Source organism: Oceanisphaera submarina, from assembly GCF_046521305.1.
In the GTDB taxonomy this organism is placed as follows: Bacteria; Pseudomonadota; Gammaproteobacteria; order Enterobacterales; family Aeromonadaceae; genus Oceanimonas; species Oceanimonas submarina.
The window spans coordinates 1-24,370 of sequence record NZ_JBKGFN010000022.1 but is presented as its reverse complement, the minus strand read 5'-3'; the positions used below and the strand labels follow the sequence as shown (position 1 = coordinate 24,370).

Annotated in this window: 20 protein-coding genes and 3 tRNA genes; 3 read left to right on the top strand and 20 right to left on the bottom strand. The window is 56.6% G+C overall.

What is annotated here, in order from left to right; genetic code table 11:
* The 11 genes from ACLEIV_RS16485 to ACLEIV_RS16435 form a co-directional block, all read right to left on the bottom strand.
* Positions 1-1,517: retention module-containing protein (locus tag ACLEIV_RS16485; RefSeq protein ID WP_410457715.1), on the bottom strand; the 1,517-nt coding region annotated here is incomplete at its 3' end.
* A gap of 202 nt (positions 1,518-1,719) precedes the next feature.
* The gene (fbaA, locus tag ACLEIV_RS16480) at positions 1,720-2,799 is read right to left on the bottom strand and encodes a class II fructose-bisphosphate aldolase (RefSeq protein WP_410457714.1); all 1,080 of its coding nucleotides are present in this window, start codon (positions 2,797-2,799) and stop codon (positions 1,720-1,722) included.
* A 68-nt stretch (positions 2,800-2,867) separates the two neighbouring features.
* Positions 2,868-4,031 (bottom strand): phosphoglycerate kinase, encoded by a 1,164-nt coding sequence (pgk, locus tag ACLEIV_RS16475; protein ID WP_410457713.1) that lies wholly within the window; start codon positions 4,029-4,031, stop codon positions 2,868-2,870.
* Positions 4,032-4,064: 33 nt separating this feature from the next.
* Positions 4,065-5,084, bottom strand: coding sequence for an erythrose-4-phosphate dehydrogenase (gene epd, locus ACLEIV_RS16470; protein ID WP_410457712.1), 1,020 nt, complete (start codon positions 5,082-5,084; stop codon positions 4,065-4,067).
* Between the two features lie 178 nt (positions 5,085-5,262).
* A complete protein-coding gene (locus ACLEIV_RS16465) occupies positions 5,263-5,421 on the bottom strand; it encodes a hypothetical protein (RefSeq protein WP_410457711.1) in 159 nt (52 codons plus the stop codon).
* A gap of 96 nt (positions 5,422-5,517) precedes the next feature.
* A complete protein-coding gene (locus ACLEIV_RS16460; protein ID WP_410457710.1) occupies positions 5,518-6,903 on the bottom strand; it encodes an MFS transporter in 1,386 nt (461 codons plus the stop codon).
* Between the two features lie 224 nt (positions 6,904-7,127).
* Complete coding sequence (locus ACLEIV_RS16455) at positions 7,128-9,299, bottom strand: malate synthase G (protein WP_410457709.1); 2,172 nt, start codon at positions 9,297-9,299, stop codon at positions 7,128-7,130.
* A gap of 372 nt (positions 9,300-9,671) precedes the next feature.
* Positions 9,672-10,379 (bottom strand): phosphate signaling complex protein PhoU, encoded by a 708-nt coding sequence (phoU, locus tag ACLEIV_RS16450; RefSeq protein ID WP_410457716.1) that lies wholly within the window; start codon positions 10,377-10,379, stop codon positions 9,672-9,674.
* Between the two features lie 14 nt (positions 10,380-10,393).
* Positions 10,394-11,212 carry a phosphate ABC transporter ATP-binding protein PstB gene (pstB, locus tag ACLEIV_RS16445; RefSeq protein WP_410457708.1) on the bottom strand — a complete coding sequence of 273 codons (819 nt, stop codon included), beginning with the start codon at positions 11,210-11,212 and terminating at the stop codon, positions 10,394-10,396.
* Between the two features lie 33 nt (positions 11,213-11,245).
* Positions 11,246-12,895 (bottom strand): phosphate ABC transporter permease PstA, encoded by a 1,650-nt coding sequence (gene pstA, locus ACLEIV_RS16440; RefSeq protein WP_410457707.1) that lies wholly within the window; start codon positions 12,893-12,895, stop codon positions 11,246-11,248.
* A 14-nt stretch (positions 12,896-12,909) separates the two neighbouring features.
* Positions 12,910-15,141, bottom strand: coding sequence for an ABC transporter permease subunit (locus tag ACLEIV_RS16435; RefSeq protein ID WP_410457706.1), 2,232 nt, complete (start codon positions 15,139-15,141; stop codon positions 12,910-12,912).
* 168 nt (positions 15,142-15,309) lie between these two features.
* Between ACLEIV_RS16435 and ACLEIV_RS16430 the strand changes: the two genes are divergently transcribed.
* The gene (locus ACLEIV_RS16430; RefSeq protein WP_410457705.1) at positions 15,310-15,810 is read left to right on the top strand and encodes a glycine cleavage system transcriptional repressor; all 501 of its coding nucleotides are present in this window, start codon (positions 15,310-15,312) and stop codon (positions 15,808-15,810) included.
* 223 nt (positions 15,811-16,033) lie between these two features.
* On the opposite strand, the gene tadA is transcribed toward ACLEIV_RS16430, so the two are convergent.
* On the bottom strand, positions 16,034-16,522 hold the full coding sequence (gene tadA / locus ACLEIV_RS16425; protein ID WP_410457704.1) for a tRNA adenosine(34) deaminase TadA: 489 nt from the start codon (positions 16,520-16,522) through the stop codon (positions 16,034-16,036).
* Between the two features lie 404 nt (positions 16,523-16,926).
* Here tadA and ACLEIV_RS16420 point away from each other — a divergent pair.
* Positions 16,927-17,003 (top strand) — tRNA-Pro (locus ACLEIV_RS16420).
* A gap of 74 nt (positions 17,004-17,077) precedes the next feature.
* Here the strand turns inward: ACLEIV_RS16420 and ACLEIV_RS16415 are convergent.
* The 5 genes from ACLEIV_RS16415 to ACLEIV_RS16395 all read right to left on the bottom strand — a co-directional run bounded on the left by ACLEIV_RS16415 (position 17,078) and on the right by ACLEIV_RS16395 (position 21,697).
* Entirely contained in the window at positions 17,078-17,539 is a 462-nt protein-coding gene (locus tag ACLEIV_RS16415) for a GNAT family N-acetyltransferase (protein ID WP_410457703.1), read from the bottom strand.
* A 494-nt stretch (positions 17,540-18,033) separates the two neighbouring features.
* Entirely contained in the window at positions 18,034-19,005 is a 972-nt protein-coding gene (locus ACLEIV_RS16410) for a PstS family phosphate ABC transporter substrate-binding protein (RefSeq protein ID WP_410457702.1), read from the bottom strand.
* 131 nt (positions 19,006-19,136) lie between these two features.
* Positions 19,137-20,453, bottom strand: coding sequence for a phosphate regulon sensor histidine kinase PhoR (gene phoR, locus ACLEIV_RS16405; RefSeq protein ID WP_410457701.1), 1,317 nt, complete (start codon positions 20,451-20,453; stop codon positions 19,137-19,139).
* 7 nt (positions 20,454-20,460) lie between these two features.
* Positions 20,461-21,150, bottom strand: coding sequence for a phosphate regulon transcriptional regulator PhoB (gene phoB, locus ACLEIV_RS16400; protein ID WP_410457700.1), 690 nt, complete (start codon positions 21,148-21,150; stop codon positions 20,461-20,463).
* A 64-nt stretch (positions 21,151-21,214) separates the two neighbouring features.
* A complete protein-coding gene (locus ACLEIV_RS16395) occupies positions 21,215-21,697 on the bottom strand; it encodes an N-acetyltransferase (RefSeq protein ID WP_410457699.1) in 483 nt (160 codons plus the stop codon).
* A 172-nt stretch (positions 21,698-21,869) separates the two neighbouring features.
* Here ACLEIV_RS16395 and rdgC point away from each other — a divergent pair, with 172 nt between their 5' ends.
* Positions 21,870-22,778, top strand: a complete 909-nt coding sequence (rdgC, locus tag ACLEIV_RS16390) for a recombination-associated protein RdgC (protein WP_410457698.1) — start codon at positions 21,870-21,872, stop codon at positions 22,776-22,778.
* 129 nt (positions 22,779-22,907) lie between these two features.
* On the opposite strand, the gene nadA is transcribed toward rdgC, so the two are convergent.
* From nadA to ACLEIV_RS16375, 3 genes are all read right to left on the bottom strand, one after another.
* Entirely contained in the window at positions 22,908-23,969 is a 1,062-nt protein-coding gene (gene nadA / locus ACLEIV_RS16385) for a quinolinate synthase NadA (RefSeq protein ID WP_410457697.1), read from the bottom strand.
* 142 nt (positions 23,970-24,111) lie between these two features.
* A tRNA-Lys gene (locus ACLEIV_RS16380) sits at positions 24,112-24,187 on the bottom strand.
* 37 nt (positions 24,188-24,224) lie between these two features.
* Positions 24,225-24,300 (bottom strand) — tRNA-Val (locus ACLEIV_RS16375).
* Positions 24,301-24,370 lie beyond the last annotated feature (70 nt).

Here is a 24,370-nt window from a genome sequence, read left to right as displayed (position 1 = left end):
GCGCTGTCTTCGTGGCCGCGCCCGCCGGTGTCTCCGCCGACCTCGGCCGCGTCGTTGACCGGGGTGACGGTGACCGTCACTGTGGTCACTTCAGTGTCCAACGTGCCATCGGTGGCGACGTAACTGATGGTCGCCTCGCCATTAAAGTTGGCTGCCGGCGTAAACACCAGCTTGCCATCCACGATATTCACCGTGCCCTGCTCGGCCGACACCGTGGCCGACTTGACACTCAGCGCCGGGCCATCAACATCAGTGTCATTGGCCAGCGCATCGATGGTCATCGAGGTGTCTTCGTCGGTCGTTGCCATATCGGCCTTGGCCACCGGCGCGTCGTTGACTGCGGTCACGCCAATTTGTACGCGACCCGCAGTGCTGGTGGTGTCGTCCGCGACCGAGTAGGTAAATTCGCCCACGGGATCGGTGCCGTTATAATCCGCCGGCGCGTCGTATTGCAGGCCCTCCAGCTGGGCTGAGGTCAAGGTTTGTCCGTTGGTCACCGCAGTGCCGTCGGCCAAGGTCACCTGACCCAGCGTCGGCAGCCCGGTGACCATGATGGTCAGAGAATCGCCGTCCGCATCGCTCGGCACACTCAGCCCCAGCCCGGTGTTGGTGCTTTCTTCCGCCACCAAAATCTGGCTGCTGCTTGCCACTGGTGCATCGTTGACCGGGGTGACCACGAGGGTCACGCGGCCGGTGGTAGTCGTGGTGCCGTCATCGACCGCATAGCTGAACTCACCCACACTGTCGTCGACATTGTAGTCGGCCGGCGCATCGTACTGCAGGCCTTCCAGCTGGGCCGAAGTCAGTGCCTGGCCAAGAGTCACCGCGGTGCCGTCGGACAGGGTCACCTGACCCAGGCTCGGCAGCCCCGTCACCGTGATGGTCAGGCTGTCGCCGTCCGCATCGGTCGGCACACTCAGCTTCAGCCCGATGTCGGTGCTTTCTTCCGCCACGGTGAGCTGGGTACTGCTCGCTACCGGCGCGTTATTAGACGACTCTGCAACCGATGCACTTCTACTTTGCGCCTCTCGCGTACTAGTGATGTTATCTTCAGCCCCCTCAACACCGGTATCAAACCCGGCTTCGGCAATACGGCTGTCACCGGTACGTAAAATCTGCACAAAGCCGCCATTACCGCTGCCGTCCAGACTACCGATACTGCTGGATACATTCTGTGCCAGACCCGCCGCCGCCGCTTCAAAGGCCTCGGTAGGATCTTGCCCCTGTAAAATCGCGGCCTGCATGGCGGCAATATCATCGCCGACGTTACTCAATACGGGAGGAACAGACGCCAGCTCGAATTGCTCGCGGGGAATTCCCGTCAGGCTACTTTCATTCAGCTGCAGTCTGAAGTCATCACCAATGGCGACCAGGCTGCTGCCCGCTTCTGTCATGATGACGGTGCCGGGGGGAAGCATATCACCCTGCATCAAAGCCACTTTGTCACCGGAGTTGTCCAGCATGAAAGCCGTGCCGTTCAAAACGGTGACCATCGCTGCCTGTTGCATCTGTTCCATGTTCTTCTCCCGTAACGAAAACCTTGTTCACTGCGACCATACTATAGGTCACAATTGAAACCTTCCATTCTGTTTAATCGAAGCATCCCAACGGGTCCCCACCACCACAGTTCTATTATTTAGAATGAAAGTTCAATTTTTGAACTTGAAAACAAAAATACCGGCGCTAGGCCGGTATTTAAAAATAAAATCAATAAATTACTTACAATACATCAATCGCATTCAGCTCGGTGAATGCCTGCTCCAGACGGGCAATCATGCTGTTCTGACCTTCACGCAGCCAGACTCGTGGATCGTAATATTTCTTGTTCGGCTTATCGTCACCGTCCGGGTTGCCAATCTGGCCCTGCAGGTAATCCTGCTTGTCTTTGTAGTACGCCATCACGCCGGCCCAGGTTGCCCACTGGGTGTCGGTGTCGATGTTCATCTTGATCACGCCGTAACCGATGGACTCCTTGATTTCTTCGGCAGAAGAACCGGACCCCCCGTGAAACACGAAGTTCAGCGACTTGGCCGGCAGACCGAATTTTTCGGACACGAACTTCTGGGAGTTATCCAGGATCTGCGGCGTCAGCTTGACGTTACCCGGCTTGTATACGCCGTGCACGTTGCCGAAGGAGGCGGCGATGGTGAACTTGTCGCTGATGGCGCTCAGTTTCTCGTAGGCATAGGCCACGTCTTCCGGCTGGGTATAGAGCAGCGCGCTGTCCATGCCGGTGTTGTCGACGCCGTCTTCTTCACCACCGGTGCAACCCAGTTCGATTTCCAGGGTCATGCCGATCTTGCTCATGCGCGCCAGGTACTGGCCGCAGATCTCGATATTTTCTTCCAGGCTTTCTTCGGACAAGTCAATCATGTGCGAGCTGAACAGCGGCTTGCCGGTCTCGGCAAAGTGCTTCTCTCCCGCGTCCAGCAAACCGTCAATCCAGGGCAACAGCTTTTTGGCAGCATGATCGGTATGCAGAATAACCGGCACCCCGTAGGCTTCGGCCAGCGCATGTACATGACGGGCACCGGAAATGGCGCCCAGAATAGCGGCCTGATGGCCTTCCAGCTGCAGGCCCTTGCCGGCAAAGAAGGCGGCGCCGCCGTTGGAGAACTGCACCACGACCGGGGCCTTGACCCGGGCGGCGGCTTCCATCACGGCGTTGACCGACTCGGTGCCCACCACATTGACCGCCGGCAGTGCGAACGCCTGCTCCTTGGCGATGGCAAAAATTTTCTGCATATCGTCACCGCTGACGACACCCGGCTGCACCACATCTAAAATCTTCTGAGACATTATCTTGCTCCTGTTGGAAAGCGTTCGGCCGGCATTCTATGCCTGCCGATTTAAATCAATAACCCAGGTTAGCCGCGAGCTCTCTGCTCAAGCATGGCTACTGCCGGCAGCGTCTTGCCTTCCACAAATTCCAGGAAGGCGCCGCCGCCGGTGGAAATATAGGAAATCTTGTCCTTGATACCGAACAGGTCGATGGCCGCCAGAGTATCACCGCCCCCGGCGATGGAGAAGGCGTCACTCTCGGCAATGGCCCTGGCCACAATGTCGGTGCCACGACGGAAGTTTTCAAACTCGAACACACCCACAGGACCATTCCAGATGATGGTCCTGGCCTTTTTCAGGATTTCGGCCAGCTGTTCGGCAGACGCGTCACCCAAGTCGAGGATCTGCTCGTTGTCGGCCACTTCGGACACATCCTTGAGGGTGGCCGCTGCGGTGTCCGAAAACTCGGTCGCGGTGCGCACGTCGGTAGGCAATGGAATAGCGCACTTGGCCATCAGTCGCTTCGCTTCCGGGATCAGATCCGCTTCATGAAGCGACTTGCCCACGTTGTGGCCGGCGGCGGCGACGAAGGTATTGGAAATACCGCCACCCACCACCAGCTGATCGGCGATGCCGGACAGGGATTCCAGCACAGTCAGCTTGGTGGAGACCTTGGAGCCTCCTACTACCGCCACCAGCGGACGGGCCGGGTTATCCAGCGCCTTGGCCAGCGCTTCCAGCTCGGCGGACAACAGTGGGCCGGCACAGGCGACGGGCGCAAACCGGGCCACACCATGGGTCGAAGCCTGGGCCCGGTGGGCAGTGCCAAAGGCGTCCATCACGAAGACGTCACAGAGGGCGGCATACTGACGAGACAGGGCCTCGTCGTCTTTTTTCTCGCCTTTGTTGAAGCGCACGTTTTCCAGTACTACCAGCTCGTTGGCGGCCAGCGCCACCCCGTCCAGGTAATCACGGGCCAAACGCACCGGCACAGACAGGGCCTGCTGCAAATAATTCACCACCGGCTGCAGGGAGAACTCGTCGGCATACTCACCTTCGGTGGGGCGCCCCAGATGAGAAGTCACCATCACACTGGCACCCTGAGCCAGTGCCGCTTCGATAGTCGGCAGTGAAGCCAGGATACGAGCGTCGGAGCTGACCTTGCCGTTTTTAACCGGCACATTCAGATCGGCACGGATCAGCACCCGCTTGCCAGACAAATCGAGTTCATTCATTTTGATGACAGACATAAAACGTCCTCTATATAGCAGTATTAGTGTTTTTTAATTCGTACCGACCGGCTTGAGCCAGGCCAGACTGGTATCCAGCATCCGGTTGGCAAAGCCCCATTCGTTATCACACCACATCAACATCTTGATCAGGTTGGCGTCACTGACCCGAGTCTGGGTGCCATCGATGATGGAAGAATGGGGATCATGATTGAAATCCACCGAGACCAGCGGCGCCTCGGTATAGCCGAGAATCCCCTTGAGCGACCCGGCGGCGGCCTCGCGCAGTACCCGATTGACTGCCTCGACCATGACCTGGCGCTCCACAATCACGCTCAGATCCATGGCAGTCACGTTGATGGTCGGTACTCGCACCGAAATAGCCTCGAATTTACCGGCAAAATGCGGAAGTATGCGTTCAACGCCCTTGGCCAGCTTGGTATCCACCGGAATAATCGACTGGCTGGCGGCGCGGGTCCGGCGTAGATCGGAATGATAGGCATCAATCACCTGCTGATCATTCATCGCCGAATGAATGGTGGTGATGTTGCCGCACTTGATATTGAACTCCCGGTGCAGGGTCTCTATCACCGGCACCACACAGTTGGTGGTACAGGAGGCGTTGGAGACAATGCACTCATCGCCGGTCAATTGCTGGTGATTGACGCCATAGACGATGGTGGCATCCAGATCGTTGTCGCCGGGATGGGAAAACAGCACCTTTTTGGCGCCCGCCTTCAGGTGCTGCTGGGCATCGGCCCGACTGGACAAGACACCGGTGCATTCCAGCACCAGATCGACGCCCAGCTCGGCCCAGGGCAGCCTGGCAGGATCGGGTTCATGACATAAGCGGATGATATCGTCTTCAATCTCGAAGGCTCCCGGAAACAGCGTCACTTCCCGGCCGAAACGTCCATGGCTGGAGTCGTAACGGGTCAGGTGGGCCATGGCCTCTGGCTCGGCCAGTTCGTTGATGGCGACGATCTTCATATACCGGTGCAAATCACGTTCGTAAAACGCCCGTAATACACTGCGTCCGATACGGCCGTAGCCGTTAATGGCGACTCGAATCATTTACTCTTGTTCCTGTGGGCATAAAGGCGGTACCGGGTATTTCCCTTCCGGTACTGAAATCAGGCACAAGTCTAACGGGGATTGAAACCAAGGGGAATGGCTGGGGAAGTGATGGAGCCCTAAAAAGGAAAACCCGGCGGCCAGGGCTACCGGGAGAGTCATCAAAACAGGGGGGAAATCAAACGCCTTCCAGCTCGATTTCTCGCTGATCGGCCCGACCAGGGTCGTCGGCTTGATACTGCAGCCAGCGCAGCAACTGCGCCGGATAACAATCATCCGCCGCCGACATGCAAGGCGGTAACGACAGGTGGGGCATCATCTGCGGCACATAATCCATGATCTTGTCCTCGCTGGTGAAACAAACCTCAAGTTGACCCTAACATCTCCCGTTGACGGTTTTATGACTGTATAAAGTCCCATTACCTTATGCGACTCAGTGCGGCACCAGCACCGGCTCTTTTGCCTCTGTATCGGGCCGGGATCCGGACTCGGATTCGGACAGATCCAGTTCCATCTGACAAGCCTGCGCTTCGGCAATTTCCTCGGCTTCCATATGCGGAAACACCTCTTCCATCGGCACTTCCACAAACTCTTCGTTTCGAGGGTCCAGTTCGACAATGATACCGGCCGTGTCCGCCGGGGTCTGGATATAGTGAGCCTGCTCCAGCACCGGTACCGAGGTGCTACGCCACTGCCAGATCCAGGTATAGATTCCCAGCAGCAGCGCCACCCCGGCACAGCCATAATAAAGCCCCTGAGCCCCGAGCCATGTCATCATGCTGGAGCTGAACATAGGCCCCAGAGTGCTGCCCAGGCCATAGCTCAGTAATAAGGTGGTGCTGGCAGCGACGATGTGATGAGCTTCCATTCGGTCATTGGTAATCGCCACCGCTACCGGATAGATAGCCGCCACCATGCCCATATAGAGTGAAGAAAAACCAATCAGAAACCAGAGGTTCAGGTGCCCTATGAACACCACCCCCAGGGCGCTGCCGACAATCAGAGCGTTGAGCCAGACCATGATTTTGCTGCGGTCTAGCCGGTCACATAACCGGCCCAGAGGCCAGGCAAACAGAATAAAGGTAAATACCGAGGCCGCCATGAAATAAGACAGCTGGTCTACCGGCAGGCCGACTTCGATGGCATAGACTGGCGCCATCGAATAAAAACTGCTGATCAATATCCCGCAGCACAAGGCCGCCAGCAATCCCACCGGTGAATCCTTGATAATGGCTTTAACACTGATGCGCTCACTGTGCTCTATGGTTGGCGCTTCTACCCGACTCAACGAAAGAGGCACCAAGGCCGCGGTCAGCGCGATGGCGCCCAGGGTAAAAGGCACGAAGGCCGCCGGATCGGTCAGGCCAATCAGCAACTGACCGGCGGTCGCCGCCAGGTAGGTACAAATCTGATAGGTAAAAAACAGCGTGGCTCTGTGTTCATTGGTGGCCACCGCACTGAACCAGCTTTCAATCACCACAAAACTGCCAGCTACCGCGATTCCCGCAAAAGCCCGTAACAACGCCCAGACCCAGATACTGTCGGTCAGTGGAAAAATAAGGGTAGAGCTGGCCAGGAAGGCACTGAATACGGCAAAGGCTCGAATGTGCCCCACTCGCCTGATCACCCGGGGGCTATACAGGGAGCCGAGCACAAAGCCCACCGAGTAACACACCATGATGCTGCCGATCAGCGTCGGCTCAATTCCCCTGAGTCCCAGGTTTACCCCGAGCAAAGTCATGACGAAGGTGTTGCCTCCCATCAAGAGGAAGGCACTGAAAATCAGGGCAGAAAGAGAGATAACCAGACGTTTTATCATGAACGGGCACTGTGTGAATAACGGGATGAGGTTGCCGTCAGATTGACAGGAAACACAGATAGTTAACAGCCCGGATACCGTTTTTTATCCGGCGTTGATCACGATTATACAACTTCGGCTAATGCGGTTTACTGGTAACGTTATAAGCAAAAAAATCCCCGGACTGGCCGGGGATTGTTAGCAGCAATTTTTTATCAGCAGCTTGTTATCAGCAACAAGGAGAATCAGCCCTGAGCTTTCAGCTTGCGACGATAAGCGTGCAGCAGTGGCTCGGTATAACCGCTGGGCTGAGTAGCGCCCTCGAATACCAGGTCACAGGCAGCCTTGAAGGCGATACCATCGAAGCCCGGAGCCATGTTGCGATACAACGGATCCGAGGCGTTCTGCTGATCAACGATAGCGGCCATCCGCTGCATGGATGCCATCACCTGATCCTTGCTCAGAATACCGTGACGCAACCAGTTGGCGATGTGCTGAGCGGAAATACGCAGCGTCGCTCGGTCTTCCATCAGGCCAACATCGTTGATATCCGGTACCTTGGAACAACCCACACCCTGATCAATCCAGCGCACAACATAACCGAGGATACCCTGGGCATTGTTGTCCAGCTCCTGCTGAATGTCTTCGGCAGTCAGCTTTTCCGGATTGGCCAGCAACGGAATGGTCAGCAGTTCGTCCAGGCTGGCCGCTTCGCGTGACTTCAGCTCATCCTGACGAGACTTCACATTCACCTGATGGTAATGGGTACTGTGCAGCACGGCGGCAGTCGGAGACGGAACCCAGGCGGTGTTGGCACCGGCCATGGGGTGAGCAATTTTCTGCTCCATCATATCGGCCATGTTGTCGGGAATCGCCCACATGCCTTTACCGATTTGCGCCTTGCCCTGCAGGCCTGCGGCCAGACCTATGTCTACGTTGTTGTTTTCGTAGGCGCCAATCCAGGCCTGCTGCTTCATGTTACCTTTGCGCACAACCGGGCCGGCTTCCATGCTGGTGTGAATTTCATCACCAGTACGGTCCAGGAAGCCGGTGTTGATGAACACAACACGCTCGCGGGCTTCATAGATACAGGCTTTCAGGTTGGCACTGGTACGGCGCTCTTCGTCCATGATACCCACCTTCAGGGTATTCTTGGCCAGGCCCAGCACCTGTTCGACGCGGGCGAACAGTTCACAGGCAAACGCGACTTCTTCCGGACCATGCATCTTGGGCTTGACGATATAAACGCTGCCGGTACGGGAGTTTCTGAACTTGCCGTTGCCTTTCAAATCATGCAGGGCAATCAAGCAGGTCACCAGACCGTCGATAATGCCTTCCGGCACTTCGTTACCGTCTTTGTCCAGTACCGCTTCGTTGGTCATCAGGTGACCCACGTTACGAACAAACAGCAGGCTACGACCGTGCAGACCGAATTTCTCACCCTGAGGGTTCAGGTATTCGCGATCCGGATTCAGGCTGCGAACGATTTCTTTATCGCCCTTCTGTACCTTTTGGGTCAGGGTGCCTTTCATCAGCCCCAGCCAGTTGCGATACACGCCAACTTTGTCTTCCGCATCAACGGCGGCAACGGAGTCTTCGCAGTCCATGATGGTGGACAGGGCGGATTCCAGCAGCAAGTCCTTGATACCGGCCTTGTCGTCTTTACCTACCTGGTTGGTGCGGTCGAACTGCAACTCGATGTGCAGGCCGTTATTACGCAGCAACACGGCAACCGGAGCGGAAGCATCACCGTTGTAACCGGCAAACTTGCCGATGTCGGCCAGGGTAGTTAGGTCACCGTTTTCCAGGATTACCTGCAACTGACCGTCAACCACCTGATAGGCGGTGGCATTGACGTGGCTGCCACTGGCCAGTGGTGCGGCCTGATCCAGCAGGTTACGCCCCCAGGCAACAACCTTGGCCGCACGGCGCGGGTTGAACGCCCTGGTTTTTTCGGCGCCGTCGGCATCGGAGATGATATCGCTACCATACAGTGCATCGTACAGGCTGCCCCAACGAGCGTTGGCGGCGTTCAGACAATAACGGGCATTGTTGACCGGTACCACCAGCTGAGGGCCGGCCAGGGTTGCCAGTTCTGCATCTACATTGGTGGTGGTGATGGCGAAGTCATCGACGGCCGGCAACAGGTAGCCGATGTCGGTCAGAAACTGCTTGTAGGCTGCCGCATCAAAAGACTGGCCGGCGCGAGCCTGATGCCATTCATCAATCTGACGTTGCAGCTGTTCCCGCTTTTCCAGCAGGGTGCGGTTCTTCGGAGCCAGATCGTTGACAATCTGTTCCATGCCGGCCCAAAAAGCCGCTGGCTCAACACCAGTACCGGGGATGATTTCATTTACTACCAGATCATGAAGAACGGTAGCGACTTGTAAAGTGCCGAGGTGAGTACGTTCCGTCATAGTTGCTTCTTCTATTCTAGTTGTCAGTAGTTATGTTTAAGACCGATCACTAACCCTAATCGCTTGGGAGGAATAGTTTACCCCGTGAAGGGAGCCAGAGGCAAAGTGGAATTACAAAAAATGCTCACAATATCTTTATAAATTGTGCATAAAAAATCACTTGTTTTATAGTATTGCATATAATTCAATGACATAAACACCTAGAGCCTACTGGTTCAATTCGTCCATATCTTCAACAATCAAGGCCAGAACGCCACCGACGCTTCCCCCGGCAAGATCGCCTTGCCTGCATGGAAAACCGACAAAAAACGCGCCAGCGCGCGTTTCTGTACAAGCAAAGACCACCTCGGCCAATCCGGCAACCATTGTCGGTTATCGGTCCAGCATGCTGTGAATATCTTCGTCACTGGTGTGGCGCACGTCCTTGCCCTTGACGAAATAGATGATGTATTCACAGATATGCTGTACCCGATCCCCTACCCGCTCCAGCGAGCGAGCGCACCACAGCACATTCAGCACATGAGGGATAGAACGCGGATCTTCCATCATGAAGGTCATAAGTTCACGAATGATCGACTCATATTCCCGGTCGACTCTGGCATCTTCCTTGTGCACTTCTATCGCCGCTTCCACGTCCATACGAGCAAAGGCGTCCAGAGAATCGTGCAACATCTTGACGGTACGCCGGCCCATATTCTCCATCGACACCAGCGGCGGCTGCTTCTTGTCGGCGTTGTCCAGCAGCATCATGCCGATACGCTTGGCCACATCACCGATACGTTCCAGATCGGTGATAGTCTTGATAATGGCCAGTACCAGCCGCAAATCCGAGGCCGCCGGCTGACGCTTGGCGATGATACGGGTACAGTCTTCGTCTATCTGTACCTCGAGTCCGTTCACCTTGTGATCTTTCGCCACTATCTGCCGGGCCATCTCCAGGTCCTGCTTGTGGATGGCGGTAATGGCATCGGTCAGCTGCTGCTCGACCAGACCGCCCATCACCAACACCTGGTTCAGGACGCCCTCCAGCTCGGTGTTGAACTGGCCGGAAATGTGTTTCTTGAGGTTGTTGTTGTCCATCATCGCTGTGCTCCTTAACCGTAGCGCCCGGTAATATAATCTTCGGTTTTTTTCTTGGCCGGCGTCGTGAACAGGGTATTGGTGTCGGTGTACTCTATCAACTCCCCCATATACATGAAGGCGGTATGATCCGATACCCGGGCCGCCTGCTGCATGTTATGGGTCACTATCACCACGGTAAACTGTTCCTTGAGGGTGCTGATCAGCTCTTCGATCACCAGCGTCGAAATAGGATCCAGTGCCGAGGTTGGTTCATCCAGCAACAGGACTTCCGGCTCGATGGCGATGGCCCGGGCAATCACCAGTCGCTGCTGCTGACCACCTGACAGACCAAAGGCGTTCTCGTGCAGCCGATCCTTTACCTCGTCCCACAGCGCCGCTCCACGCAGCGAACGTTCCACCGCCTCGTCCAGCCGGCGGCGGTCGTTGATACCCTGTAACCGCAGGCCGTACACCACGTTTTCGTAAATCGACTTGGGGAACGGATTCGGCCGCTGAAACACCATGCCCACCTGCCGGCGCAGAGCCGCCACATCCACCCCCTTGCCGTAGATGTTTTGCTCGTGCAGCCGAATTTCTCCCTCGATACGGCAATTTTCCACCAGATCGTTCATCCGGTTGATACAGCGCAACAGCGTCGACTTACCGCAGCCCGACGGCCCGATAAAAGCCGTAACCTGGCCTTTGGCAATGTTCATGTCCACGTTGAACAGCGCCTGCTTTGCGCCATAGAACAGGTTGAGGTCACGGATCTTCAGCGCCGTCTGCTCGTCCGTCAGTTTGCCGAGATCGAGGGTCGTATCCTCGCTCATGGTGGTTGCTACATTAATCATCTTATTACCTCAAAATGATGGGCTGTCCTGAATTTACTGGTCAAGAGAGCGGAATTTTTCACGCAGGTGATTACGAATACCAATGGCGGTCAGGTTAAGACCGACTATCACCGTCACCAGCAGGAAGGAGGTTGCGTATACCAGTGGTCGCGCCGCCTCTACGTTGGGGCTCTGAAAACCCACATCGTAAATATGAAAGCCCAGGTGCATGAATTTACGTTCCACATGCAGGTAGGGGAAGTTGCCGTCCACCGGCAGGCTGGGTGCCAACTTCACCACCCCCACCAGCATCAGCGGCGCCACTTCGCCCGCGGCCCGGGCAATCGCCAGGATAAGACCGGTCATGATGGCCGGGCTGGCCATGGGGATCACGATGCGCCACAGAGTTTCCGCCTTGGTGGCGCCCAGCGCCAGCGAGCCCTGCCGTACCGCGCTGGGGATGCGTGACAGCCCTTCTTCGGTAGACACTATGACCACCGGCAGCGTCAGAATGGCCAGGGTCAGCGCCGACCACAAGACACCGGGCGAACCGAAGGTCGGTGTGGGCAGCGACTCGGGATAAAACAGCTGATCGAGCGATCCCCCCACCATGTAAACAAAGAACCCCAGGCCGAAGACCCCGTACACGATGGACGGCACCCCCGCCAGATTGATCACCGCGATGCGGATAATCTTGGTCAGGTTGTTCTTCCCCGCATATTCATGCAGGTAAATAGCAGCCACCACCCCCAACGGGGTCACGATAATGGCCATCAGTATCACCATGAACACGGTGCCGAATATGGCCGGGAACACCCCGCCCTCGGTGTTGGCCTCCCGCGGCTCACCGCTGACAAATTTGCCGATTTCCTTGAACCAGTGCAGTGTTTTGGCCATCAGCCCCATGTCGTTGGGCCAGGTCACATCCAGCACGCTGCCCAGTGACAGAGTCACTTCCTGGCCGCGCATGTCCCGCACCACCACATTATCGCGGTGTGCCTCTTCACGCAGGGCAAACAGCTGTTTTTCCAGCACCTGATAATCGGCTCTGAGCTGTTGCTCCTTCGCCCGAACTTCGGCCAGCGCCTCATCGGTGGCTTCGCCATCCAGCTCCAGTCGACGTTGTTTTAAACGCAGCTTTTCCAGCTCGAAGTTGATGGTGCCAATCTCGCCCCGCTGCAGGCTCTTCATCTCGCTGTTCAGTTCGCCGACCCGCTCGATACGCGCCTTGAGCTGATCGCGCACCTCACCCGTCACCGGCCGGTCACCTTCCAGCACCCGCTCAACATAACCGTAAAAGTTACCGTGAGTGGAACGTTCGAACACCGCAAGCTCTGTCGGCTCCTGGCGGGAAACAATGTCGGTTTCCAGCAACCAGCGAAAATCGAGCTGCACAAACTCCCGGTTACCGGTCTTGACCAGATAACGGGTCAGGGTATCGTCGGTGACGCCTTCCAGCGTCAGTCCCGCGCCACGCAACTGGGCCAGCGGCACCGCTTCCCGATCATGAATTTCACCAATAACGGCCTGACGCTCACCCGCCGGCGAGCTGATCTGCCATTCATAGATGGTATGGGGCCAGAAAAAAGTCAGGCCACGCCAGCCAATCAACAACAACAACCCCAGCACCGCCACCAGGCTGATGCTGACCGCGCCGCCGGTCATCCATATCCAGGGCGCTCCCGATTTAAACCATTTCGTCATGAGTCGTCCCGCCCTTACATTGAACTGTATTTGTCACGCAGCCGCTGGCGAACAAACTCCGCGACCGTGTTGACCATGAAGGTAAATACAAACAGCACCAAAGCCGCCAGAAACAATACCCGGTAGTGTGAGCTGTTTACTTCGGCTTCCGGCATTTCTACCGCGATATTGGCCGACAGGGTCCGCATGCCGTTGAAGATGCTGAGATCCATCACCGGCGTGTTGCCGGTAGCCATCAGCACTATCATGGTCTCACCCACGGCCCGGCCCAGCCCCATCATCACCGCCGAAAAAATACCGGGGCTGGCAGTCAGCATCACTACCCGGGTCAGGGTTTGCCAGGTAGTGGCGCCCAGGGCCAGGGAGCCGTTGCTCAGGTGCCGGGGCACCGAGAACACGGCGTCTTCGGCAATGGAGAAAATGGTAGGTATTACCGCAAAGCCCATGGCGATACCCACCACCAGCGAGTTGCGCTGATCGAAGCCGATGCCCAGCTCGTTGGTGAGAAAGCCACGGGCGTTACCGCCAAAAAACAGGGTTTCCACCACAGGGCTGAAGGCAAAGGACATCCAGCCCACCAAGATCACCAGCGGCAGCAGCAATATGCATTGCCAGCCCTCGGGCACCGCATTACGGATGTTTTTGGGCAGGTGGTGCCAACCAAAGGCCATCAGCAAGACCGACACCGGCAACATCACCAACAGAATAACGATGCCCGGCAGATGGGTTTCGATCAGCGGCGCCAGCCAGAGACCGGCCAGAAACCCGAGGATCACCGTCGGCAGCGCCTCCATGATTTCCACCGTTGGCTTGACTACCTTGCGCAAACCGGGCGACATGAAGTAGGCGGTGTACACGGCCCCGGCAATCGCGATGGGTACCGCAAACAAGAGCGCATAGAAGGCCGCCTTGAGGGTACCGAAAGAGATGGGCACCAGGCTCAGTTTGGACTCGAAGTCACTGCTACCGGAGGTGGACTGCCACACGTATTGCGGCTCGGGGTAGCCTTCGTACCACACCTTGGTCCACATGGCGCGCCAGGTGACTTCCGGGTGCTCGTTCTCTACATGGAAGCTGGACAGCCGGTTGCCATTGAGCAGCAGCAACATGGAATTGCGAGGCGACATCGCCAGTGCCGAGGCACCGTCACCGGCCAGCTTTTCCGAGAACAGACGAGAGCCGCCCGTGGTATGGAAGATATCCAGGCTGCCATTACTCGATACCGTGACAAAGCCCTTGCGGTTCACCTCGGACGCTATCTGCACTATGGCACCGTTGGCCTCGAACTCCCGGATAAAGGTAAATTCACGCTTGCCGTCGCGCGTCACCTCGAACCACTGGGACACCTTGCCATTGTCGTTAGTCACCAGTAACGAATTACCGCCGGACAACAGGCTCAGGGAGTTGATATTGCCGCCGGCGGCATTCATGGTCAACACGTTACGCAGCCGTACCTTGTTGACGTTACGTACGTCATAGATATAGACATCGTTATGGCTGCGTACGAACAGGAAGCGCAGGTTCGGGGTCAGCAACAGCTGATCCACCTGCTCGGGCAAGCCAGGAATCGTCACCTGAGTGGGCTTGAGTTCAATCTCGCCGGTGATGAAATTTTCCTTGCCGGCAAAACGGGTCAGGATGCCGATACCATCACCGGTGAGGGCCGCCGCCGCAAAATCGTCTCCGTTGCGCGCTATGGTGAGCTGACTCAAGGGACGCTGCTGCTCGTCCAGCACCAACGGCTGTTCGCCGAAGGGAAACTCCACTTCGGGTACTATGGTACGAACATTATCCGGATAACTGACGTTGAACTTGGGCGACAACACCATAAACCGACCGTCGTTTAAGCCGTAGGCGACCATCTTGTCGGTAATGCTGCGGGCAACACTGGTCACCTCACCCTCTATCTTGAGGCTGTAAACCCGCTTGCCCTTCTCGGGTAGCGAGTAGAAGTTGACTTCGCCTCTGTCGTTGAAGCGATATACCAGTTCATTCTGCTCTTCGATGCCCAGCAATGCCGTGTTGCCAATGCCGGTACCGGACTCGACCAGGCTGAATTCAGGCCCTGGCTCGACCCGCGCGCCATCGAAAATCGGTTTCACCACATATAGCAGGTAGAAAAAAATCAGCAGCAGGGCCACCAGCACCAGTATGCCACCCGTGGTCACACCTATATGCGCCAGCCGGTCTTTAAACCAGCGTCTGCGGCTGCCCGACAGTGCCAGAGTTTGGGTTTCGGTCGACATCAGTCACCTCGATATATTTCCAGTTGTCCCTATTCTATGGCAAATAAATGACAATTTTGTTACATCCGTGAACCGTGAGCTGGGTGCAGGTAAAAAATGTCGGAACCATCTATCTTCAACGAGCGAGCCATGCCTTTTTACAAGTGTATTTTTACAAGGAGAAAATCCATGAAAACTCTGGTCGCCACCCTGATAGGTCCCGACAAGACCGGCCTGGTCAAGCAACTGGCCACGTTAATCAAACAACACCACGGCAACTGGCAGGCCAGCGCCATGAGCGAGCTTGCCGGCTATTTCGCCGGTATCGTCGAAATACGGGTACCGGAAGAACACAGCGAGTCCCTGGGTCAGGCCTTGCAGCAGTTGCCCGACTTTCAGGTACAGTTGCTGGAAGGCAAGCAGACGGCGCAGCCCGGCCAGATACTCAAGCTAACCGTCACCGCCAACGATCGGTTGGGCATCATCGACGAAGTCACGGACGTGTTGAACCAGCTCAATATCAGCGTGAAAACCCTCAAGACCGACAACTACCCGGCGCCCACCACCGGCACCATGCTGTTTGAAGCCAACAGCACCCTAACCCTGCCCCATGGTCAAACCCTGGGCGATTTGCAGGCACGGCTGGAAGCCCTCAGCGACGATTTGGTAGTGGACATCGATGTCATGTGAGTGTCAATTACCCCCATCTGGCTCCTTGTCTGGTTAGAGTGCTCCTGAGGCAACGGGGATTGCCTCAGCCGACCACCACATGACAGGACCAACAAAGGCTCCTGCAATGTTGGCACTCCCGCCGGCCATGGCGATCGGATGTCATGTGCTGAGCGTCACATGGATGTGCTTGAAGCGAGTCGGAGCAGCAGCCCCTTTGTCCGGGGCCGAGATAAAGACCTGCTTACTCCGCCGCCTGTTTACGGGCGGCTTTTTTCTCTGCCCGGCGGCGCCTGAAGAAGGCACTGAGCTGGGTGGCACAGTCTTCGGCCAACAGGCCCGGCTGCCAGGCCACCATATGATTCAGCCCTGGGGTGGACAGCAGTCGCAGCACCGAGTCGACCGCCCCGGTCTTGGCATCGGCGGCACCGTACACCAGACGTTGAATACGGCTGTGTACCATGGCCCCGGCGCACATCATGCACGGCTCCAGGGTCACATAGAGGGTACAATCCAGCAGTCGGTAATTACCGATAGTCTGTCCGGCCTGACGCAGCGCCATGATTTCGGCATGAGCGGTGGCATCATGGCTGCCGATGGACTTGTTCCAGCCCTCGCCGATACATTCGCCCTTGAACACCACCAGGGCTCCCACCGGTACTTCGCCTTCCGCCTCGGCCTTTGCCGCCAGCATCATGGCCCGGCGCATCCAGTATTCGTCTTGTTCATTCATTACCGCCTCCGTTGGGCGCGTATTATGGCAAAAGCCAAACCGGCTGCAAGCAGGGGTTATCATTAGCACCCGCTTAAGAAGACAATATAAGCAACATCCTATAACGGATGTGGATTTCGGGGCTAGCTTGCCTTTATCGTCACCCTCGCGAAGGCGGGGGCCAGTGCCTTTGCTGATGACCTGCAGCCCGACTGTCCTGCGCCACACGCTCTGGATTCCCGCCTTCGCGGAAATGACAAGAAGACGTGCGGAATGACGACAAAACCACACCGGTTATGTCGCATTACTTATACGCTGAAAAGATTGAAAAAAGCACGTGACTGAACAAGAACTCGGCAAACGAACCAGAATGAAGAAAAGAGGCTTGCAGCGCGAAATCCCCCCCTATATAGTGAGCCCCGATTCGGCGTGTAGCGCAGCTTGGTAGCGCACTAGCATGGGGTGTTAGGGGTCGGAGGTTCGAATCCTCTCACGCCGACCAAATCAAATAAAAAACCCACCTTCTGGTGGGTTTTTTATTGCCTGCAAAAACACCTCACGTTTCAATCCTGTCTCTTAAAACTTGTATTCCATCAGCATCACCGATACCTGCTCGCCTCTGCGCTCAAGCTCCCGCTGCTCCAGAAACACAAATCCCATGCGTTCAAAAAACGGCCGCGCCGTGATACTGGCCTCGCAATAGAGCCTGGGCAAGCCTCGAGAGGCTGCTTCGGCTTTCATCCGCTGCATCAGCGCCCGGCCAACCCCCTCGCCCTGATGGGCGTGGTGCACATAAAACAGATCGATACGGCCATCGTCCCCCAGCTCGGCAAAGCCCAGCAGAAACTTGCCATCCATCGCCACCAGTGGGCGTGTGCGGATAAAACGACTGACCCAGCGCGGTTCGTCATATTCATCAGGCGCCCATACCGCCAGTTCGTTCGTGCTGTAATCGATCTGGTTAATACGGTGCACGGTGTCATGGAACAAACGCCAGATATTGCCTGTTTCACCGCTGCGGATCTTCCTGATTTCCATGCTGACTCCTGTCGGTACCTGTGTAGGCCTATATCTAGGCTCTATCTAGCCACACTTGTACACAATAAAAAAGCGGCTTGATCGCCGCTTTGCCATATTTATTGCCTATATTGACCGAATCACTCGAGTTCAGGTAGTGGTTTTCGCCGCCTCGGCAGTTTAAACGACAAGATCGCCGCCAACAGCAGCAAGGCCAGCGCCACTACTGCAACCCAAGTCCTGTGTTCATGGTGCGATTAAGGCCCAGATACGCCCCCAGCCAACCGCCTCATGGACCCAGCGACCGTGTACCGAATCAAAGGTCAGCAAGTGAGCCTGACGCCCCTGCGACCGAAGCCATTGGTGCCGGCTTTACTACTCATTCCTGTTCTCCCTTCCGGGTATTGTGACTGCGAGGTAGAAAATGACATATGAAAAAACATATAAATAGAATGCAAAAAAAACCCCGGGAGGCCCGGGGAATCTTCACTACGACGGTAAATACATGGGCTGGTTTAGTTCAGACCCAGCTTTTTCAGATCGGCGGCGATAACCGCTGCAGGTACCGGTACATAACCGTCTTTATCGACGATTTCCTGGCCCTGTTTGGACAGCATCAGCTTGACGAACTCGGCTTCCATCGGCCCCAACGGCTGGTTGGGGTGCTTGTTCACGTACACATAGAGGAAACGTGACAGCGGATAGTCGCCGCTGATGGCATTATCGGCGTTGGCGGCAATGTAGTCGGTAGAGCCGGCGTCGGCCAGCGACACCGCGCGCACGCTGGAGGTGCTGTAGCCCAGGCCGGAATAACCGATGGCGTTCAGAGAAGAAGACACCGACTGCACCACGGAGGCGGAGCCCGGCTGCTCGTTGACGTTGTTCTTGAAATCACCCTTGCACAGCGCTTCATCCTTGAAGTAACCGTAGGTACCGGATACCGAATTGCGGCCATAGAGCTGGATGTCGCGGTTGCCCCAGTCCCCGGTCAGGCCAGTCTGGCCCCACTTGGTAATTTGTTCGCTGTTGCCACAGCTCAGGGTGCTGGAGAAGATGGCATCCACCTGATCGATGCTCAGGCCTTCGATGGGGTTGTCTTTATGCACGAATACCGCCAGGGCATCGATGGCGACGCGCACCGGCGTTGGCTTGTAACCATAGCGTTTTTCGAAAGCCTCAATCTCGTTGCTCTTCATGGCGCGGCTCATGGGCCCGAACTGGGCAGTGCCTTCGGTCAGGGCGGCAGGTGCGGTTGACGAGCCAGCCGCCTGAATCTGCACGTTGACGTTGGGATAGCTTCTCTTGAATTCTTCGGCCCACAGGGTAGCCATGTTGGCCAGGGTGTCAGACCCCACAGAAGACAGGTTGCCGGAAATACCGCTGACCTTCTCGTAATCCGGAAGGGAGCTGTCTACGGCGGCCAGCACAGTGGTGGAAGCCAGAGCGGCAGTCAAACCAAGAGCGGTTACCAGTTTGTTCAGTTTCATCCTTAATCTCCAATCTGAGTTCGGTCTTACAAGACGCGGTCAGTATTGCCGCCGGTGATGACAACTATATGAACTCGAAGTGACACATTTATGACAGGCAGACAGGAAAACCATCGCCGCTGTTCTCAGACTCAGGCTATGGCCCGGTTGGGGTTATCCTGCACCAGCAGCCGCTCGGGCAGTATAAAACTGAAGCAGCTGCCCTCGCCGACCTTGCTGCGAATATCGAGGTGGGAGTCATGGTGGCCAAGCGCGTGCTTCACGATGGCCAGTCCCAGCCCGGAGCCCCCGGTCTGGCGACTGCGTGCCTTGTCGACCCGATAGAAACGTTCGGTCAGGCGGGCAATATGCCCGGGCGCGATACCCTCACCGTTATCGGTGACCGCAAAGCGACCATGCTGACCCGCCAGGCCCCACTCCACCCTGATGCGGGTGCCTGGCGGAGAGTGGCGGATGGCGTTATAGACCAGGTTGGAAATGGCACTGCGCAACTGCTCCTGATCGCCTCTCACCTTGAGGCCGTTATCCACCTGGAAACTGAATTCATGATGCTTGTCGCCGCTCAGGGCCACAGCCTCCTGCTCCAGCATCGCCAACATGGTCGGAATATCGACAATCTTGCTGGTATCTATGGTGGCCGAAGCTTCGATGCGGGTCAGGGTCATCAGCTGGTTCACCAGGGCATCCATGCGCTGGGTCTGTTCCAGCATCACGCCCTGGGTTTTATGCCACATCGTCTCCGAAGGAAGATCTTCAAGCATTTCGAGATAGCCCTTGAGTACGGTCAGCGGCGTGCGCAACTCGTGAGACACATTGGCCACGAACGACTTGCGCATCTGCTCCAGACTGCGCAGGCGGGTGACATCCCGTGCCACCAGCAGGGCCTGATCTTCGGTATAGGGCATAATGCGGCACTCAATCAGTTTTTCTTCGTTAATCGGCGACGGCAGTTCCAGCGGTTCATCAAACACTCCTCGCTCCATATAGGCGATAAACAGGGGGGCCCGGATCAGGTTGCCGATATGCTGGCCTGCGTCTTCCGGCCAACGGAAGCCCAGCAGTTGCTGGGCCAGCTTGTTGCACCAGATGATGCTGCCGTCGCGGCGGATCACCACGGCCGCATCGGGCAGCGCCTCGGCGCCTTCCCGAAAACGACGTATCAGGTTGGCCAGTTCGCGCCGCCGGGCTCGCTGGCGTTGCTGCAAGCGGTAAATACCGTTGAAAATGGCTTCCCAGCTGCCCTGGCCTTCCGGCGGCGTCAGGCTGCGATCACGCCACAGCCAGACTGCCAGCTTGTGCTGAAAACGGTAATGCCACAACAGATGCAATACCGTGCCTATCAGCAGCCCCAGCGTTATCCTGTCCAGTAACAGGCCGAGCAGAAAGAAAGCCAGATAGTAGAAGATTAACCGCCACCACAAGCCATGGCTGGATTCTTGTAACTGCATACAGGCCTCATAGGCGCGTTGAGAAGCGATACCCGGCACCGCGTACCGTCTGAATCAACTTGTCGTGTCCCGACTCCGACACCGCCTTGCGCAGCCGCCGGATATGTACATCCACGGTTCTGTCTTCCACGTATACATTGGTGCCCCACACATTATTGAGCAACTGTTCGCGGCTGTATACCCGCTCCGGGTGAGTCATGAAAAAATGCAACAACTTGAATTCGGTGGGGCCCATGTCGAGTTGCAGGTGATTGGCACTGACTCTGTGACTGACAGGATCCAGCTTGAGGCCCTGCACTTCAATCACGTCATCCACCGCCGTCGGTGCCACCCGGCGCAATACCGCCTTAAGACGGGAGGTCAGCTCCTTGGGAGAGAAAGGCTTGGTAATGTAATCGTCGGCACCCACATCCAGCCCCTTGATCTTGTCTTCTTCTTCGGCGCGGGCGGTGAGCATGATCACCGGGATCTGGCGGGTCATCTCGTCCTGCTTGAGATGCTTGATCAGCTGGATACCACTGCCACCGGGCAGCATCCAGTCCAGCAGTATCAGCTCGGGGTAGGGTTCTTTAATCATCATCAGGGCCTGATCGTAATCTTCCGCCGACTCGGTGGCAAACCCCTTCTGCTCCAGTACAAAGCACAGCATCTCGCGGATGGCGGCTTCGTCTTCCACTACTAATATTTTCCGTGTCATGTTTCAACTGTCCTTACGGATTTGGTTACGCATATAACCATTATTGGCAGCAAGTGTGACAGTTTTATGAATTTATGACACCACCATGTCTGGGAAGAGAACAAGTGTCGTGCCGAACCACGCCGGCCCGATAATTCATGTGCAGCTCCGGCTGGCCCGTTGTCGGATCCGTGCTTTCTGCCGTAATGGAAAAACCCTGTCGACGATAAAAATTAACGGCAATATCGTTTTCACAGAATACCTTGAGCAATAACCGCTGCCGCTGATGTTTGGCCATGTCCAGCAGCGCCCGACCGATGCCGTTTTGCTGGCAGTCGGGCCGTACAAAGAGTGCCGCCAGATAATCGTCCACCAACGCCACAAAGCCCTGTACCTCGCCGTCTCTTTCGCAAACCCATATCTGTGCCAATGGTAAATAGCGGGCCCGCATTTTTTCCTGCTGCTGCCACCAGAAGGCCGCCGGTATAAAGTCATGAGCCTGCAGCGACGCCAGCAGCCAGACATCCAGAATGGCATCGCTGTCCTCGGGCGTGGCTTGTCGTATCATCACTTTCTCTCCGGCGTTCGTTTACCTGAGTGTATAGAGGCGGCGCCACATCGAATTGGCTTTAATCAGGCACTGTGAGCCGGATCGGCCTTTATTGGCCGGGAATGACTACCTGATCACAAAGCCGCTTTGCAGTACAATGCGTTTTTTCCGGCTCGTTACCGAGGACGCTATGTGGTTTAAGAACCTGCAGATTTATCGTTTTACCCGCCCTTTCGATGTCACCCTTGAAGATCTGGAAAAGCAGCTTGAAGCCCTGCCCTTCAGCCCCTGCGGCAGCCAGGAACAGGCCAAGTTCGGCTGGATAGCGCCGCTGGGCAAACTGGGCCACGCCCTGACCCATATCGCCGACGACCAGATACTGATCTGCGCCAAAAAAGAAGAAAAGATGCTGCCCGGCTCCGTGGTCAACGACATGGTGGCCGAAAAGGTGGAAGCGCTGGAAATCGAACAGGGTCGCGCGCTGAAGAAAAAAGAAAAAGAATCGATAAAAGAAGAGATCATCATCACCCTGTTGCCCCGGGCCTTCAGCCGTTTTCAGCAGACCTATGCCTGGATCAACCCCAAGGCCGGTTTCATCGCCGTGGATGCCAGCTCTGCCAAACGGGCCGAAGATCTGCTGGCCCTGTTGCGCAAGAGCATAGGATCCTTGCCGGTCGTGCCACTGGCCATGACCACACCGCCCGAGCTGACCCTGACCGACTGGCTGAAAGAAGGCACCGCCCCGGCCGGCTTTGCGCTGGAGGACGAAGCCGAGCTGCGCTCCGCTCTGGAGCACGGCGGCATTATCCGCGCCAAGCAGCAGGACCTGCTCAGTGAAGAAATCAAGGCTCACCTGGAAGCCGACAAACTGGTGACCAAGCTGGCGCTGAACTGGGCCGAGACCATCAGCTTCGTGCTGAGTGACGACATGAGCGTCAAGCGACTGAAGTTTTCCGAAGAGCTGCGCGAGCAGAATGACGACGTCACCAGCGAAGACGTGGCCGCCCGATTCGACGCCGACTTCGCCCTGGTTACCGGCGAGCTGTCACGCTTTATTCCCGACTTGATTGAAGCCCTGGGCGGAGAAGAAAACCGCTAACAGCAAACGCTGAAGATCAAAAAAGCCGGAAGGGAGCATTCTCTTCCGGCTTTTTTATACCCATCGAATGAGTACCAGCCCGGTAGGCGCCACTTTATTCGGCGCAAACCAGCAGACGACTGAATGGGCTCAGGCGTTGCCTTTGACCTTCATCTTGAGTTCGGCGGCGAAGTTCAACATCCGCTCCAGCGGTATCATCGCCTTGATGCGGGTCTCTTCATCCACCTGTATCTCGTGGGTCTTGCCACCATCGCGCAGCGCATCGCGAATGGCGACCAGGCCGTTCATCGCCATCCAGGGGCAATGGGCACAGCTACGGCAGGTGGCACCATTGCCGCCGGTCGGCGCTTCGACCATTTCCTTGTCCGGGCAGGCTTGCTGCATCTTGTAGAAGATGCCCCTGTCGGTAGCCACTATCAGCTTCTGCTGTGGCAGCGTCTGGGCCGCCTTGATCAGCTGGCTGGTGGAGCCAACCGCATCGGCCAGTTCAATCACCGAGGCCGGAGACTCCGGATGCACCAGCACGGCCGCATCCGGGTTCTGTGCCTTCAGCTCTTTCAGCGCCTTGGCGCGAAACTCGTCGTGCACTATACAGGCCGCCTGCCAGCGCAACATTTTGGCGCCGGTCTGCTTCTCTATATAAGCCCCCAGGTGTCTGTCCGGTGCCCAGATGATCTTATGCCCCTCGCTGTCCAGATGCTCGACAATTTCCAGCGCTATGCTGGAAGTCACCACCCAGTCGGCCCGGGCTTTCACCGCGGCCGAAGTATTGGCGTACACCACCACAGTGTGGTCCGGGTGCGAGTCACAGAAGGCCGTGAACTCGTCGGCCGGGCAACCCAGATCGAGTGAACATTCGGCTTCCAGCGTGGGCATCAGCACGGTTTTTTCCGGGCTCAGGATCTTGGAGGTCTCACCCATGAAGCGCACACCGGCCACGATCAGGGTATCGGCCTGATGCGCCTTGCCGAAGCGTGCCATTTCCAGCGAGTCGGACACACAGCCACCGGTCTCCTCGGCCAGTGCCTGGATCTCGGGGTCGGTATAGTAATGGGCCACCAGCACGGCGTTTCTGGCCTTGAGCAGCGCCTTGATTTCATCTTTCAATACCAGCTGCTGATCAACCGTCAGCGGAGCCAGCTTGGCAGGAAAGGGGTAGTCAAACTCGAAAATATCGACAGCTTCAGTCATGTCCTGGTTCCAGTTGTTCCATCCGGATAACATCAATGGCGGGCATTATAACGTTACAGTGGCGTTAAACCCAAGTCGGGTACGGAATTAGCAGTGAACAGATAGGAATAACAGTAAAAAGAGGGAGATAACAACAAGGAGATGGTGGGTCGTGCGGGATTCGAACCTGCGACCAATTGATTAAAAGTCAACTGCTCTACCAACTGAGCTAACGACCCGACAGTTCGATTTCTGAAGTGTGGTATAAACAAACTATGGTGGGTGATACTGGGCTCGAACCAGTGACCCCCTCCTTGTAAGGGAGGTGCTCTCCCAGCTGAGCTAATCACCCTGGGATTTTCTATGCAAATCTGGTGGGTCGTGCGGGATTCGAACCTGCGACCAATTGATTAAAAGTCAAC

Coding starts and splice junctions, on each gene's coding strand:
- phoU (WP_410457716.1), bottom strand. CDS start 10,379: ATGGACAACAACAACCTCAAGAAACACATTTCCGGCCAGTTCAACACC.
- fbaA (WP_410457714.1), bottom strand. CDS start 2,799: ATGTCTCAGAAGATTTTAGATGTGGTGCAGCCGGGTGTCGTCAGCGGT.
- ACLEIV_RS16455 (WP_410457709.1), bottom strand. CDS start 9,299: ATGACGGAACGTACTCACCTCGGCACTTTACAAGTCGCTACCGTTCTT.
- ACLEIV_RS16410 (WP_410457702.1), bottom strand. CDS start 19,005: ATGAAACTGAACAAACTGGTAACCGCTCTTGGTTTGACTGCCGCTCTG.
- tadA (WP_410457704.1), bottom strand. CDS start 16,522: ATGAATGAACAAGACGAATACTGGATGCGCCGGGCCATGATGCTGGCG.
- phoB (WP_410457700.1), bottom strand. CDS start 21,150: ATGACACGGAAAATATTAGTAGTGGAAGACGAAGCCGCCATCCGCGAG.
- ACLEIV_RS16435 (WP_410457706.1), bottom strand. CDS start 15,141: ATGTCGACCGAAACCCAAACTCTGGCACTGTCGGGCAGCCGCAGACGC.
- ACLEIV_RS16415 (WP_410457703.1), bottom strand. CDS start 17,539: ATGGAAATCAGGAAGATCCGCAGCGGTGAAACAGGCAATATCTGGCGT.
- epd (WP_410457712.1), bottom strand. CDS start 5,084: ATGATTCGAGTCGCCATTAACGGCTACGGCCGTATCGGACGCAGTGTA.
- pgk (WP_410457713.1), bottom strand. CDS start 4,031: ATGTCTGTCATCAAAATGAATGAACTCGATTTGTCTGGCAAGCGGGTG.
- nadA (WP_410457697.1), bottom strand. CDS start 23,969: ATGACTGAAGCTGTCGATATTTTCGAGTTTGACTACCCCTTTCCTGCC.
- ACLEIV_RS16465 (WP_410457711.1), bottom strand. CDS start 5,421: ATGGATTATGTGCCGCAGATGATGCCCCACCTGTCGTTACCGCCTTGC.
- phoR (WP_410457701.1), bottom strand. CDS start 20,453: ATGCAGTTACAAGAATCCAGCCATGGCTTGTGGTGGCGGTTAATCTTC.
- ACLEIV_RS16395 (WP_410457699.1), bottom strand. CDS start 21,697: ATGATACGACAAGCCACGCCCGAGGACAGCGATGCCATTCTGGATGTC.
- pstA (WP_410457707.1), bottom strand. CDS start 12,895: ATGACGAAATGGTTTAAATCGGGAGCGCCCTGGATATGGATGACCGGC.
- ACLEIV_RS16430 (WP_410457705.1), top strand. CDS start 15,310: ATGAAAACTCTGGTCGCCACCCTGATAGGTCCCGACAAGACCGGCCTG.
- ACLEIV_RS16460 (WP_410457710.1), bottom strand. CDS start 6,903: ATGATAAAACGTCTGGTTATCTCTCTTTCTGCCCTGATTTTCAGTGCC.
- rdgC (WP_410457698.1), top strand. CDS start 21,870: ATGTGGTTTAAGAACCTGCAGATTTATCGTTTTACCCGCCCTTTCGAT.
- pstB (WP_410457708.1), bottom strand. CDS start 11,212: ATGATTAATGTAGCAACCACCATGAGCGAGGATACGACCCTCGATCTC.